Raw genomic sequence first — 14,201 nt, 5'->3', positions numbered from 1 at the left:
GTAATTGTACACAATGGCTTTGTTCATTTCTTCAGCTTATATCACCAATAATACGAACCTTCAATCAGTAGACGTTTTCGTTCTTCTCCCACTGATGGTTAGTTGAGTGGTCAGGACATTAACGTCTGTTACCACACACCTCAATAGATTTACCGCTGTTCTCTATTTTGAGGGGGTTGTTTTACGTACGGTTATCTGTGATAAAGCTTAGCAATACCGATATTAGTTGTACAAGTAGATTACCATATTATTTTCCATTATAACACAATTAGCTGTCTTCAAACGAACTGACATGAAGGAATTAGCAAGATTAAGGGTACTTGTCTTTAACTGAAACGCTAATTATTCGTATACTAAAGTGATGAAAATAGTGGAGGTGAAAAATATGGTTTTACAATTGATGAAACTAGCTATTGAGGCTTCAACAACGACAGCAATTGATCCCGAATCAGAAAAATATTTTTATGTAACCGAAGCAGAAGTCACTCCTGGGACGTCACTAGACATTGATGCAGCTGACTTTTTTGATAATACCGGAACAGCTGTTGTCGAATTACCAGAACTCATAACCGATAACAGTTATTATAATGTATCGGTCAATGGTGTGTTACAAATGCAAGGGCTCACCACTTATACACCAGGAGCAACTGGGGTAGGGTCACTTGAAATTGATGTACCTGCTGACAGTGATGCGATTATTGTGGGTACACCTGTTGTTTTAGAAATTTTAGCATTCGATCCTACTTCAACAACTGAAGTCATAACATAGCGATGATCAAAGCCTTTTTAACAACAAATCAGCTAGGTCAAAACAAAATATCGTTTGTGAGTACGAATGATGTTAAAAACATGCGTTTATTACACCATCTTAATGAAAATATACACCTTTCACAAAGGAGACTTCTCACATCTTCAGTGTCTCCTTAGCTCTGAGACTGCGATTACTCGCCCCACCGAAGGCTTTGTTCCCACTAGAGTGTCGCCTATTCTCTTTGCTAATTGACATCATTATAGTAAAGCGAATGATTCATTTCATCATGAATGAATCATTCGCTTTTGATTTTACCTCTGTTACTTTTGCCTATGTCAAATATAACTTAACAAATTGTAAGATGATGGGTGCATGAGCAACTGGTGGGTGATCTGTTTGAAATCGCAGCTCACCTTCTTTTACTAGATACGTGTTAGTAGGTTGAAGCACACCATTAACATACAAATTTACGATCGTCATCTTTGTCGGATCCAATATCCCTCTATTTCCGTATTCAGTCAGCTCATCTGCATTTGTATAAGTATATTTTTCTCCATCTGAACGCGCGTTATATTGATACGTTTCAGCTCTAACGGTTAGAGCTGAGCGGATCGGAACGCTGACCTTAATGCACTGATTTTTTTTAGTCCAGTCATAGACTTGCGTGCCCTTAATCCTATGTTTGTTCATTGCGATCACCTGTCCTCATAACAGTATATGAACAGAGTGAACATTTAGAGACAGTAAATGGCTAATTATATCCCAATGTCATTGATTAACTGATCAGGCGTAAACGCATCATCAATCAAGTCTTTTTCAGTGACCCAATCGATGACTTCTTGCAGTTCCTCCTCAGTCGGCAGTTGATTGGTTCTAAATACCGGATTTTCAATCGATCCTTTCATATCCTCAGCATAGCCAACGATTTCAATCACAATATCTTCATACACATCGATCGGCGTATCATTTAAATAATCAACCGCTTGATTATAGGCAGTATAAAAGCGTTCAAGTTCTTCTGCCTTTTCATCAATAACATCCTGTGAAAAAGCAGTAACAGATGTATAATAGCCAAGCTCTTTCGCACTACCTAATAAAATATAACCATCATTAAGAGCCAATGCTGAAAAAGGTTCTGGTAAAAGAGCAACGTCTACTTGTTGATTCCTTAACATTTCGAGTCTCACTGGCACAGCAGGTACAATTGTTTTATTCGGGTCATTTTGATCGAGTCCATTTGCTTCTACTATTTTATCAAGTGCATACTCAATTGATGTGTGATCTGAAATAGCAACGGTTTGATCAACAAGATCAGTTATGTCATCGATACCTATATCAGGTCTAGCTATTAATCTAAAGTCTCCATCTGTCACCCCAGTAATCTTCAAATCAACATCACTATTCTGATATAAATTAATTGCAATCATATCGCAAATCATACCGTCTAATTGACCACTTATGTAAGCTGAATCACGATCATTAGCACTATTAAATAATTCTAAGTTAACATCTATGCCTTCATCTTCAAAATAACCGTTTTCTTCTGCAATAACTAACGGTAAAACATCTACTGAGGAAATCGCCCCAAACGTAATCGGCTGCAAGTCTGCTTCTCCAGCTGAATCTAACGAGCATCCCCCTAAGATAAAGATAGTGAATAAAAATAATATTTTTTTCAATTTAATTCCCCCATTTTTTAAATAAATCATTTTCTATAGATAAATGGTCAAGTATTTTCCCAACGACAAAATCAATTAAATCTGTCATCGTTGATGGATGATGATAAAAACCTGGCATCGCTGGCACGATGGATGCACCTAACTGAGACAGTTTTAACATGTTTTCCAAATGAATAGCATTTAAAGGTGTCTCGCGCGGAACAATGACGAGTGAACGCTTTTCTTTTAAAGCCACATCTGCCACTCTACAAAGTAAATTTTTCGCCAGGCCATGACTAATTTCAGCTAATGTTCCCATTGAGCAAGGTAAAATAATAGCAGCGTCAAAATGGTAGGAGCCACTTGCCACTTTGGCAAACAAATTATCATTTTCATTTAAAGAAAAATGCTTGTAATCCTTTTTTAACTTGGCTAACCAATCTTGCACCGAGAGATTTAATTCATATGCGATCACTTGCTTAGCTGTATCTGTTAAAATCAAATCGGTTTCGATGTTATTTTCCAACAATACTTCAACCATTTTTTTACCGTATACACTGCCACTTGCCCCAGTGATTCCGACAACAACTCTTTTCATCTAAAAATCCTCTCTTTATCACTGATAACCGTCCACTGATTAAAGGTTCGTTTTATCAACTCACCAAATAATCGCTAATACACCAAATAACAGAAAGGTCAAACTCACTAATTGATTGATGCTATATGACGCAATTTTGACATTTTTCAAATTGGTTGGTGATACCATGCTGTGTTGAATAATAAATAATAAACTAACAAATATTAATCCGATAAAGTAAACCATGTGAATTCCTTCACTTAAATAACCGACCATGATTAAGAAAATAACCGTTGCAAAATGAAATAGCGACGATATATAGAGGCCAAAACGCAAACCAAACGTCTCTGGTATCGAGCGAATCCCATGTTCGCGATCAAACTGATAATCTTGTGCACCATAGATAATATCAAAACCCGCTACCCAAGCGGTATTCGCTGCTCCCATAAAAAAAGCGACCCATGACATCGTTCCTGTTATTGCAATCCAAGCCCCGACTGGAGCAGCCGCACAACTCACCCCGAGGACGAGGTGACATAAACAAGTAAATCGTTTCGTGTAAGAATAGATCACCATTAAAAACAACGCAATCGGTGCTAGAAAAAAGCATAGTGGATTAAGCATCCACGCTGCTACAAGCATCATAACAAAGCACACAATCGAAAAGATCAATACTTCTTGTTTATTAAGCAAGCCTTGCGGGATTTGCCTTGTTGCTGTCCTCGGGTTTTGAGCATCGATTTTTGCATCAATAACACGATTTAGTGCATTAGCTCCTGTTCTCGCACTTAAAAATGCGACCAAGATCCAAAAAGAAGTTTCAATAGATGGAAAACCACTACCGGCCAATAACATTGCTATAATTGCAAAAGACAGTGAAAAAATCGTATGGGAAAACATGACCAGCGTTCCATAATCATGGATTTTCTTAAACGATTTAATCCAAGCCATATTCACTCCACCTTTTTGTCACAAGTTCTTTTACTTGTTCTGTCATTTCAATATCGTCTGGCCACTCGCGTGTATAACCTTCACTCGGCCATTTTTTCGTTGCATCGATGCCGAGACGATGGCCTAAATGCGGCAAATTTGACGCATGATCTAGTGCATCAAGTGGGCCTTCAGATATGACAATATCACGCTTGGCATCAATATTATTAAAAACTTTCCATGCTACTGTCGAGACATCGCTTGGCTTAATATGCTCATCAACCACGATAATCATTTTTGTATACATCATCTGGCCAAAGCCCCACAATGAATTCATGATTTTTTTAGCGTGTCCTGGATAGCGTTTCTTAATCGAGACAATGACACAATTATGAAACACACCTTCTAATGGGAAGTGGTGATCAACAATCTCCGGAAACTGCATTTTCAATAAAGGCAAGAATATCCTTTCCGTTGCTTTCCCCATATAGCAATCTTCCATTGGTGGTTTTCCAACAATCGTTGTTGGATAAATCGCATGTTTACGGTGTGTGATACATGTCACATGAAAAACCGGATATTGATCAGCTAATGAGTAATAACCGGTATGGTCACCAAACGGCCCTTCTGTTCGATGCGGTTCATTAACGTCAACATAACCTTCGATAATAATTTCCGCGCTAGCAGGGACATAAATATCATTTGTTATAGATTTCACAAGTTTAACCGGCATTTTACGTAAATAGCCAGCAAACATCATTTCGTCAATCATCTTTGGTAATGGTGCGGTAGCAGCATAAGTAATCGCTGGGTCACAACCTAAAGCGACGGATACAGGCATCTTACCTCCCAGTTGACGATATTTTTCATAAATTTCTCGTCCGTCTTTATGTAAGTGCCAATGCATGCCTGTTGTTTGGCCATCAAATACTTGCAGGCGATACATCCCGGTGTTTTGAATATCGGTCTCAGGGTCTTTCGTCATCACAAGCGGTAATGTAATGAATTTACCACCGTCTTTGGGCCAACACTTTAAAATAGGCAGTTTATTTAAGTCTGGCTTTAGGTCAATAACCTCTTGACACGCCCCTTTAGATGAAGATTTAATCGGAAATACGGCTGCTAATCGCGAAAGGCGAGGCAAGGATTTGATTTTTTTCATAAGTCCTAAATAATTGGACATATCAATAAATTCACCTATCCCATCAGCAATATCATCAAGTGATTCTGCTCCTAACGCCATACTCATCCGCTGATAACTTCCCATTGCATTGATAAGAACAGGAAAGGTTGAACCTTTAACATTTTCAAATAGTAAGGCTGGCCCATAAGCTTTTGAGATCCGATCAGTAATTTCCGTGATTTCCAATTCTGAATCTACCTCAGCTTTGATCCGTCTTAACTCTCCTTTTTTTTCTAAAGTTGCAATAAAATCTTGTAAATGCTTGTACAAACTACTTCCTCCTCAACGTCTCTAAACTAGGGAAACAGTCACATTTTAACATAGATCATAACTAAAAACGGATCAACTTTCTTACAATTTTGTTAACTTATTATTATAGTTATTTTAGAAATTCAAGGGAACGCAGCGCTAGCAATTGCTATTTTCAATTGTATGTGAAGACAATCTTAAGCTCTAAACTATATGTTGGTGTGACGGTACAACTTAAGCCTTTGCTCTGAGCAAGAGTGAAGGTGAGATTTTGCGCTCACGCTGTTCCCGTAGGGAGACTGCTGAAAAACTAACCCCTGGAGGTATTTTGAATTTAAAGGATTTTGTACTCACTCCAGTTACAGACGATCGCTTTCCACGGGCACGGCCCATAGCCGTCAAGCTAAGGATCAATTACAGAAAAAGCAAGTCTAGAGCGAATAATTTTCACACAAAATTATATTATTTTCCAATTCGGTGCATGATTAGTAAAAACCACTTTATTGCTTTTTTTTAATATTACGCTGTTAAAAGTGGCTGTTGATTTGCGATCCAGGCATCTCGCTTTCCGCGGGCTCGCGCTGAGCCTCCTCGTTCGCACAGAACGCTCACTGTGGGGTCTCATCGTCTTCGCTTTTCCCGCAGGAGTCGAATGCCTTCCTCTCCAATCAACAAAGTTAAAAAACAATAAGCTTTGGCAAAACCCAAATATTAATCTATACTACTTTGAAAGTTCGTTCATAAGTAAGATGACGGCTATGGGGCACGGCCTCAAGTAATAAAAAAAGACCGGTGAAAATTTTATGTTAAAACAACAAACATCCCTTTCGTTAAGTCCTTATATACAACTCTATGATGCGCTTATTCCAACTCGTTTGAGTTGGGAGCTTTACAGACGGTTATCTATGATAAAAAAAGCTGACTTATGATTTCTCATAAAGCCAGCTTAATCATCTATCTTCTATTGCTTTTTGGATCAAAAGCATCACGAAGACCATCGCCAATAAAGTTAATCGCTAAAACGGTTAGAAAAATACCTAATCCAGCAGGAATCCATGCTTCCGGGTGGTTTCGCAAAATCCGAATATTTTGTGCTTGTGACAACATATTCCCCCAAGTCGGTGTTGGTTGAGGAATCCCCATCCCTACGAAACTTAATCCTGATTCGAAAATGATCATTTGTGCCATCATTAATGTGGCATTAACCGTTATAGGGCCAATCGCATTAGGGATAAAATGTTTAAATATGATGCGAAAATCAGAAGCACCAATCGCTTTAGCACCCAACATAAACTCTTGCTCTCTCAATGATAGAAATGTACCTCTAATGATACGCGTTAAGTTAGGCCAACTGGTTAGTGCGATTATCGTAACAAACAATGTGATCGTGATCTCAGGTACAATCGAAATAATCGTTAAAGCAAGAACAAAAAATGGTAGTGCTTGCATCAAATCGGTAAGCCGCATAATTAAATTATCGATTTTCCCACCATAATATCCTGCAATTGATCCTAAAGTTGTTCCGATCATCAACGTGAAGACCATTGCACTAAAGCCGACAATCAATGAAATTCTTGAGCCATAAAGCAATCTTGAAAAGTTATCGCGTCCTGATCCATCTGTTCCCAATATATGTTCACTACTCGGTCCATTCTCAATTAAAAGTAAATTACTTTTTGTTGGATCATGGGTTGCCAGTAGATCGGCAAATACTGAAATAAGAATAATACTCACTAAAATAATAATACCTACGATTGCAAGTTTATTTTTTCTAAATCGTGCAAACGCTAATTGAAAGGGACTTTTGCTTGCCTTAATCTTGTTAGGTTCTTGACCTTCCGGCGGTCTAATCGGTTCAACAGATGGCGTTTCTTGTGCATTAAGTTGTTGCATTATCGTTCACCTCAATCATAACGTATTCTCGGATCCACAATGCAGTAAAAAATATCAGCAAGTAGATTCCCTACTAAAATAAAAACGCCAAATAATAAACACATAGACATAATAACCGGATAGTCTTGATTCATAACGGACTGCAAGAATAGAGTTCCAAGACCAGGGAAATTAAAAACCTGTTCCGTAATAACCGCACCACTCACTAACGCACCAAATTCGAATCCCATTAATGTAACAATGGGAATTAAAGCGTTTCTTAACGTGTGCTTATAAAGGACACTATTACTGGTCATCCCTTTAGCTTTAGCCGTTCGAATGTAATCACTACCTAGCACATCTAACACTTCAGAACGCATATATCTCATATAAGTGGCGGTTCCAGCTAATCCAAGCGTAATTCCAGGGAGAACAAGGTGATGGAGTCGATCAATTAAAGCTGTAATACCTGTTAAGTTATTACTCGTTATGGTACCTTGTGAAGGAAACCAACCGAAGTTAATTGAAAAAATGTAAATAGCTATTAAGCCAAAAAAGAAGTTCGGAATTGCTAAACCTAGAAAACCGAAGCCCGTCGCTCCATAGTCCAAGGCAGAATAAGGCTTGCGCGCTGAATAAATCCCTATAGGTATTGAAATCATTAATGTAATAGCTAACGCAAAGACACCCAAATACATCGTATTCGGAAAACGTTGGCTAATCAAGTCTAATACAGATCGTCCATTGTAATAGATTGATTGACCAAGATCACCACTAAGAATGCTTGTCAGCCAATTAAAATACTGCACAGGAACCGGGTCGTTCAAGCCTAATTCTTCTCTCCGCAATTCATAAACTTCCGGGTCAATGTTTGGATCGAGTATTTGACCAGTAAAAGGATCTCCCGGTGCAGCTTGGGCAAGGGCAAATACAATGATCGTTAATGCCAATAACATCGGTATAAAGATTAAAATTCTTCGAATGATATACTTATACATGGTGAGAAATCCTCCTTAGAAAAACACCAATTCGCTCGCCCCTTAGCGAATGGGTTAACTTTTCTTATACTTGATTCTTTGAAATGTTCATACTATCGCTTCCCACTCTTTACTAAAACTTTATGTGCTACTCACGTACATGCACAAAAAAGGGCGGGTATGTACATGTTACCTTTGCACATACCCTCATTTTAATTTATCTGTATATGCCTAATCGCTTTGACTATTATGAAAAAACTTTAAATATGATTGTCAATGATTTACTCACTTACCCACCATAAGTGTGTTTTATTTGTAAAGCGATATGGTAGTGGATCGACACCATGGAAACGGTCATTGTGTGCATATAGTTTATTTTGCGCATATAAAATAACAGCTGGTAAGTCTTCTGTGTAAAGCTGTTGCCATTCTGCATAAACATCAGCACGATAATCTTGTTCAAAGGCATCAGGTGCAGATAGTGCATCTTGCATCAATTCATCAGATTCTGGGTTGTTCCAACGTGAATAGTTGTATGCTGATCTTGTTCCCCATAGACTTGATGGATCTGGATCAGAACTAGATAAACTCCAACCAATAAGGTAAAGGTCCCAATCTGTATTATCATTTTCTAATTCTTCAGCATATGCTGTAAATTCTTTAGGTTGTCTTAAATTGACTTGAATACCGATTTCTTCAAGGTTTTCAGCAATAATCGGCGCTGAACGTTCACGTAATTCATTACCGACTGGATAATCTAAATTGAGAATCCATTCTTCTCCATTTGGATCTTCACGGAAGCCGTCATCAGTGACATCTACATAACCCGCTTCATCTAATAGTGCTTCAGCAGCTGCAGGGTCATATTCATTTTGGTTAACGTCATCGCTATAAGCCCAAAATTGTGGTGCAATTGGTGAGTTGATCACATCACCACGTCCATATAGCAAGCCTTCAACAAAGCCAGGACGATTAATCGCCTGAGCGATTGCTTGACGGACAAGTGGATCTGCAAGCTTCTCGTTTTCCTCCCAGTTATCTGGGTCAATAACACCATCTTCTACATCACTTGATGTGCGGTGATGGAGTTTAAAGCCCATTAATTGATAACCAAAGTCTGGTTGTTCGATGATCGTCACATTACCAAATCCTGATACCGTTTCATAATCAGCAGCAGCAACGCCTTCAGGATCCGCAATAAAGTCAATTTCACCCGTTTCTAACAATCCAGTCATAACGGATTGATCAACTATTCGCCAGGTGATTTCTTCTAGATACGGTGTGCCTTGCCAGTAGTCTTCATGACGTGTTAAATTATATTGTTCCCGCTCAACCATATCTGTAAAAGCAAATGGACCGGTCCCAATTACTTCACCAGGATCTAAAGAAGCCGTATGTGAAGGAATATCAGCTACTGGTATATCAGCAAATACGTGCTCAGGAATAATTGGAAAACTAGAATAATACAAAGGATTGACATTCGGTTCAGCAAAATGGAAAGTTACTGTATAATCATCATCTGCTGTTACCCCTTCAAATTCATCAGTCTCACCAGCATTATATTCCTCATAACCTAACAAATTCTCAACATACACTGTCCGTACACCACCGGCAGCTACATAATCAGGATCAGCTAATGCTGAATAAGTATAAACAACATCATTCGCAGTAAACGGCTCACCATCATGCCAAGTCACGCCTTCCTCAAGTGTAAACGTAATCGTTGTTTGATCATCATTTGTTTGCCAATCACTCGCTAAACTTGGGATGAATTCTAAGTCATTATTTTGTGAAACAAGGCTCTCATGCGTAATAGATAAAATATTATTCTCGTATGTCTCTGTGTAAAAAATCGGGTTGAATAATCCAGTTGGTGCCGAGTGCATCGCTCCAGTAATCGATCCACCTTCAACAGGTTCACCACTAGATGGATCTTCTGCCTCACCTTCATCTGTAGCGGGTTCTTGATCATTTGTCGCATCATCAGCGTCATCGCCACAAGCAACTAACACCACACTAAAAGATAGTAACAGTAATAACATCAGTAAAAACTTTTTCATTAAAACTCCCCCTTGATTTAAATTTGATAAAAATTTTGACCAATTAATTTTTAAATCTAAGCAATCACCCCCACAGCTAGCGTTAATGACAGGTGTCATTGTTAAATTATTTATTATCATGCAAATGGCAAGCAACAGAATGGCCATTGTCACGATTTAACAAATGAGGTCGCTCAGTCGTACATCGATCATGAGCGAGTGGACAACGGGTTCGAAACGCACAACCTGACGGGGGATCTGACGGACTTGGGAGGTCCCCTTCCAGTACAATCTTTTCACTCTTCTTCGATAAATCAGTCACAGGGACAGATGACAATAATGCTTGGGTATAGGGATGGAGCGGATTATTATAAATATAATCTTTAGGCGCAATTTCAACAATTCGCCCTAAATACATAACCGCTACGCGATCACTTATATGTTTGACCACACTTAAATCATGGGCAATAAACAAATAAGTCAGTCCAAATTCATCCTGTAGATCAGCCATTAAGTTTAATACTTGGGCTTGGATCGACACATCTAATGCCGAAACGGGTTCGTCACCAATAACGAATTTCGGATTAATTGCTAATGCTCTTGCTATACTAATACGCTGACGCTGTCCTCCAGAAAATTCATGTGGATATTTATTTCGATCATCAGCACGTAGGCCTACCTTCTCTAAAAGATTCAAAACTTTTTCTTTTCTTTCCTTCTTTGTTAAGTCCGTTTGAATCAGCAGTGGCTCCTCTATTAATTCACTAACACTCATTTTTGAATTTAGAGAAGCAAATGGATCTTGAAAGACAATTTGCATATCTTTACGATAGGGTCTCATTTTCCGATTTGATAAATCCGTAATATCATCATTTTCAAAATAAATCTTACCTTCTGTTGGTTCCAGCAGACGAATGATCATCCGCCCTAATGTTGATTTACCAGACCCAGACTCGCCTACAATACCTAGAGTCTCACCTTTTTTAATCGTCAAGCTCACATCATCAACCGCTTTGACATGACCGACGGTATGTTTTAAGACTCCACCCTTGATCGGAAAGTATTTTTTCAAATGTTCGACTTGGATCAGCACATCATCTGCTATCCTTGTGTTGTCTTCACTATTTTTAACTTCCATCATTAACCTCCTATGTACATTAAAGCCTATATCGCATTATTTGAATAAATGACAACGCACCTCGTGTCCATCACTTTCTGGAATAAGATCAGGATTCGCATGTAGACATTTCTCCATGACATGTGGACAACGCGTTGAAAATCGACATCCCTTCGGAAAGCGATGGGCTGGCGGCACTGTCCCTTTGATAGCGCCTAGTCGATCCGTCTGCTTATCAAGGCTAGGAAGGCTAGCAAGTAACCCATTTGTATAAGGGTGTTTAGGATCATTAAATAACGTTTGTTTAGTAGCTGATTCAACAATTTGTCCACCATACATAACCAAGACACGATCCGCATATTCTGCTACTACACCTAAATCATGGGTAATGAGCAAAACACCCATATCAAATTTATGCTTCATCTCGTCAATTAAATCTAGTATTTGAGCTTGGATCGTTACATCAAGAGCTGTCGTCGGTTCATCAGCGATTAACAATTTTGGTTCACAAGCAATAGCAATCGCGATCATGACCCGTTGACGCATACCACCCGAAAGCTGGTGAGGATGTTCTTTTATCGTCTCTTCTGCTCTAGGGAAACCAACTAATTTCAATAATTCAATCGCCCGCTTTTTAGCAACCGAACTCGACATCTTTTTGTGTTTTCGCAGCACTTCAACAATTTGGTTTCCTACTGTATAAACTGGGTTAAGCGCTGTCATCGGCTCTTGAAAGATCATACCTACTTCTTTGCCACGAATTTCAGTCATTTTCTTATCAGATAAATCAACAATATTTTTCCCATTCAAATAAATAGCACCATCGACAATTTTCCCAGGCTTTTCAATTAAGTTCATAATCGATAATGAGGTGATACTTTTGCCACTCCCAGATTCCCCTACTAGCGCCAATGTTTCTCCAGGCTCAATTGCGAAATCAACATGATCAACTGCCTTAGCAATTTCATTATCATCTAAGTAAAAATACGTTTTTAAACCTTCTACCGATAAAACAGTAGAGTTCGTCATATATACACCGCCTCTTTAGTTCAGTATCGTTTTCAAAATATTATTTAAATTCAAAACAAAACAATTTTTATAGAAAAATATAACAGTATATGTTAAACGGCATGGCCATTATCCCCCATGAAAATGTATCAAATAAATAATTAAAGGTTTTAATAGAATAATAAATTGCTTGGTTGTAAAATTTGTTTAATATAGTGAGTTTGTGGTCGTTCGAAGTGGTTACTTGGTAAAGTGTAAAATACTAAAAAGATAACGTCAATTTGTTTGTTAAATAAGTTAACGTTAAATGTTAATAATAATAACACGACTGATTATGTAGGTTTTAAGCTTCTAATAGCAACAGTATATAGGAAAAGGGAATTTATTACCATGGTTTTTTGAAAATTTAATAAAGTTTTTTTGTAATTCTTGTAATAATTTGTTCAAACTTTATCACATAGATGACAAAAAGGAGGAAAATCATTTAGTGAGCTATCTTCCTATTCGTTTATTTAACAAAATAGGAAGATACTCAAACATGTATTTTTTAATTACTTATCTTTATTAAAGGTTTTGTTAAAGTATTCAGAATTTTTCAGTTAAACCGTTAGTTGAGAATGACTCTGATTTAACCACGCGTTGAGTTGATTAAGCTGATTCTGAGCAGCCAAATAACCGGCTTGATGAAGACTATCCAGCTTTTGCGGATCTTTCTCCGCTCGTTTAACTTGCTCGTGAGCGTCTGGACGAATAACATAAACATCTCCAGCTTCTTCACGCGCTTCGATAAATGCAAGCGTCTCATTATAAACTTGGTGTCTTATTTCCAAAGCCTTTACGAGGTTTTTATAGTGCGGGTAGATAATACGTGCAGTCATCTTAGCACGGAACGGTTTCTTCCGATATCCTTTCGGACGCGTCAAAATGACGACATGTTTTTTATTACCAGCTTCAATTGACTTTCTTATTGGAATCGGATCGACAATTCCCCCATCTAATAATGTATAGCCCGCTAATTCAACAGGTTTACCTACTAATGGTAGACTACTTGATGCTTTAACAGCTTCGATGACATGATCAGCATCACTTTTTTCAAAATATACAGCCTTCCCTGTTTGACAATTTGTTGTCGGTATAACAAGACGCTCTGCTGTCGACTGAAATGTATCATAGTCAAAAGGAATCAATTCGTTAGCAATATCATTAAAAAGAAAATCCATATTAAAAATGCCTTTACCTTTAAATAAATTTCTATAATTTATGTAACGGGGATCATTAGCAAAGTTTACATTAACTTGACGACTTCTATCTTTTTGTCTCGATAGGTATGATAAAGCATTACAAGCCCCTGCTGATACACCAACAACGTAAGGGAAATAAAGCTCATGATCCATAAAATAATCCAGTACACCTGCCGTATATAAGCCGCGCATACCGCCACCTTCTAGAACAAGACCCACATTTGCCTCCATAACATTCACCCTCTCTAACTATTAATTACCAAGTATAGCAAAGAAATGCCTCCAGTACCATTGATTGATATTATTTCAAGTGTATAAAATGAGTCGTCATAGCATAAATATAATCGATACATCAAAACGAAAGGAGCTTACCCTCATGAATGAACAGACCCCTTCTTTTGTAAATGTGATCGATACTTATGTTTATCAAACCCTACAATCAATTGAACGTTCTGAAATAGTTGTTCAAACCACGCAAGGGACTGTAACAGGCTTATTACGATCGGTCATGCCAGATCACATTGTCGTTGAGTCTGGCGGATCTCCGTTTTTTATTCGCACCCAACAAATTGTTTGGGTTATCCCAAGAAATTAGGAGG

The 14,201-nt window shown here is 38.1% G+C and carries 13 protein-coding genes; 2 read left to right on the top strand and 11 right to left on the bottom strand.

What is annotated here, in order from left to right; translation table 11 throughout:
* Nucleotides 1-385 precede the first annotated feature (385 nt).
* Nucleotides 386-769: a DUF4183 domain-containing protein gene (locus JOE23_RS11525; protein ID WP_204438543.1), complete on the top strand. Its 384-nt coding sequence runs from the start codon at nt 386-388 to the stop codon at nt 767-769.
* A 312-nt stretch (nt 770-1,081) separates the two neighbouring features.
* Here JOE23_RS11525 and JOE23_RS11520 read toward each other — a convergent pair whose 3' ends face one another.
* The 11 genes from JOE23_RS11520 to JOE23_RS11470 all read right to left on the bottom strand — a co-directional run bounded on the left by JOE23_RS11520 (nt 1,082) and on the right by JOE23_RS11470 (nt 13,833).
* Entirely contained in the window at nt 1,082-1,441 is a 360-nt protein-coding gene (locus JOE23_RS11520; RefSeq protein WP_204438541.1) for a DUF4183 domain-containing protein, read from the bottom strand.
* Between the two features lie 65 nt (nt 1,442-1,506).
* Nucleotides 1,507-2,430: an ABC transporter substrate-binding protein gene (locus tag JOE23_RS11515; protein ID WP_204438538.1), complete on the bottom strand. Its 924-nt coding sequence runs from the start codon at nt 2,428-2,430 to the stop codon at nt 1,507-1,509.
* A 1-nt stretch (nt 2,431) separates the two neighbouring features.
* Entirely contained in the window at nt 2,432-3,007 is a 576-nt protein-coding gene (locus JOE23_RS11510) for a UbiX family flavin prenyltransferase (protein WP_204438536.1), read from the bottom strand.
* A 60-nt stretch (nt 3,008-3,067) separates the two neighbouring features.
* On the bottom strand, nt 3,068-3,937 hold the full coding sequence (locus JOE23_RS11505) for a UbiA-like polyprenyltransferase (RefSeq protein WP_204438534.1): 870 nt from the start codon (nt 3,935-3,937) through the stop codon (nt 3,068-3,070).
* Nucleotides 3,924-5,369 carry a menaquinone biosynthesis decarboxylase gene (locus tag JOE23_RS11500; RefSeq protein WP_204438531.1) on the bottom strand — a complete coding sequence of 482 codons (1,446 nt, stop codon included), beginning with the start codon at nt 5,367-5,369 and terminating at the stop codon, nt 3,924-3,926. Before JOE23_RS11500 ends, JOE23_RS11505 begins: the two co-directional genes overlap by 14 nt.
* A 933-nt stretch (nt 5,370-6,302) precedes the next feature.
* Nucleotides 6,303-7,241, bottom strand: coding sequence for an oligopeptide ABC transporter permease (gene opp4C / locus JOE23_RS11495; RefSeq protein WP_204438529.1), 939 nt, complete (start codon nt 7,239-7,241; stop codon nt 6,303-6,305).
* A gap of 11 nt (nt 7,242-7,252) precedes the next feature.
* Nucleotides 7,253-8,218, bottom strand: a complete 966-nt coding sequence (locus tag JOE23_RS11490; protein ID WP_204438527.1) for an ABC transporter permease — start codon at nt 8,216-8,218, stop codon at nt 7,253-7,255.
* 260 nt (nt 8,219-8,478) lie between these two features.
* Nucleotides 8,479-10,257, bottom strand: coding sequence for an ABC transporter substrate-binding protein (locus tag JOE23_RS11485; protein ID WP_204438524.1), 1,779 nt, complete (start codon nt 10,255-10,257; stop codon nt 8,479-8,481).
* Nucleotides 10,258-10,363: 106 nt separating this feature from the next.
* Nucleotides 10,364-11,374, bottom strand: coding sequence for an ABC transporter ATP-binding protein (locus tag JOE23_RS11480; RefSeq protein ID WP_204438523.1), 1,011 nt, complete (start codon nt 11,372-11,374; stop codon nt 10,364-10,366).
* Nucleotides 11,375-11,410: 36 nt separating this feature from the next.
* Nucleotides 11,411-12,382 (bottom strand): ABC transporter ATP-binding protein, encoded by a 972-nt coding sequence (locus JOE23_RS11475; RefSeq protein ID WP_204438522.1) that lies wholly within the window; start codon nt 12,380-12,382, stop codon nt 11,411-11,413.
* A 578-nt stretch (nt 12,383-12,960) separates the two neighbouring features.
* Nucleotides 12,961-13,833, bottom strand: a complete 873-nt coding sequence (locus JOE23_RS11470; RefSeq protein ID WP_204438521.1) for a patatin-like phospholipase family protein — start codon at nt 13,831-13,833, stop codon at nt 12,961-12,963.
* Nucleotides 13,834-13,978: 145 nt separating this feature from the next.
* On the opposite strand from JOE23_RS11470, the gene JOE23_RS11465 reads away from it, so the two are divergent.
* Nucleotides 13,979-14,197 carry a YuzF family protein gene (locus tag JOE23_RS11465; RefSeq protein ID WP_204438520.1) on the top strand — a complete coding sequence of 73 codons (219 nt, stop codon included), beginning with the start codon at nt 13,979-13,981 and terminating at the stop codon, nt 14,195-14,197.
* Nucleotides 14,198-14,201 lie beyond the last annotated feature (4 nt).

It is taken from the genome of Amphibacillus cookii, assembly GCF_016908375.1.
In the GTDB taxonomy this organism is placed as follows: Bacteria; Bacillota; Bacilli; order Bacillales; family Amphibacillaceae; genus Amphibacillus_C; species Amphibacillus_C cookii.
The sequence above is the reverse complement of the archived record's forward strand: the minus strand, read 5'-3'. Positions and strand labels throughout refer to the sequence as shown.

Bases quoted from the DNA above. Each gene is read 5' to 3' on its own strand.
- JOE23_RS11525 (WP_204438543.1), top strand. From the start codon at position 386: ATGGTTTTACAATTGATGAAACTAGCTATTGAGGCTTCAACAACGACA.
- JOE23_RS11505 (WP_204438534.1), bottom strand. From the start codon at position 3,937: ATGGCTTGGATTAAATCGTTTAAGAAAATCCATGATTATGGAACGCTG.
- JOE23_RS11485 (WP_204438524.1), bottom strand. From the start codon at position 10,257: ATGAAAAAGTTTTTACTGATGTTATTACTGTTACTATCTTTTAGTGTG.
- JOE23_RS11480 (WP_204438523.1), bottom strand. From the start codon at position 11,374: ATGGAAGTTAAAAATAGTGAAGACAACACAAGGATAGCAGATGATGTG.
- JOE23_RS11475 (WP_204438522.1), bottom strand. From the start codon at position 12,382: ATGACGAACTCTACTGTTTTATCGGTAGAAGGTTTAAAAACGTATTTT.
- JOE23_RS11470 (WP_204438521.1), bottom strand. From the start codon at position 13,833: ATGGAGGCAAATGTGGGTCTTGTTCTAGAAGGTGGCGGTATGCGCGGC.
- JOE23_RS11510 (WP_204438536.1), bottom strand. From the start codon at position 3,007: ATGAAAAGAGTTGTTGTCGGAATCACTGGGGCAAGTGGCAGTGTATAC.
- JOE23_RS11465 (WP_204438520.1), top strand. From the start codon at position 13,979: ATGAATGAACAGACCCCTTCTTTTGTAAATGTGATCGATACTTATGTT.
- opp4C (WP_204438529.1), bottom strand. From the start codon at position 7,241: ATGCAACAACTTAATGCACAAGAAACGCCATCTGTTGAACCGATTAGA.
- JOE23_RS11520 (WP_204438541.1), bottom strand. From the start codon at position 1,441: ATGAACAAACATAGGATTAAGGGCACGCAAGTCTATGACTGGACTAAA.
- JOE23_RS11490 (WP_204438527.1), bottom strand. From the start codon at position 8,218: ATGTATAAGTATATCATTCGAAGAATTTTAATCTTTATACCGATGTTA.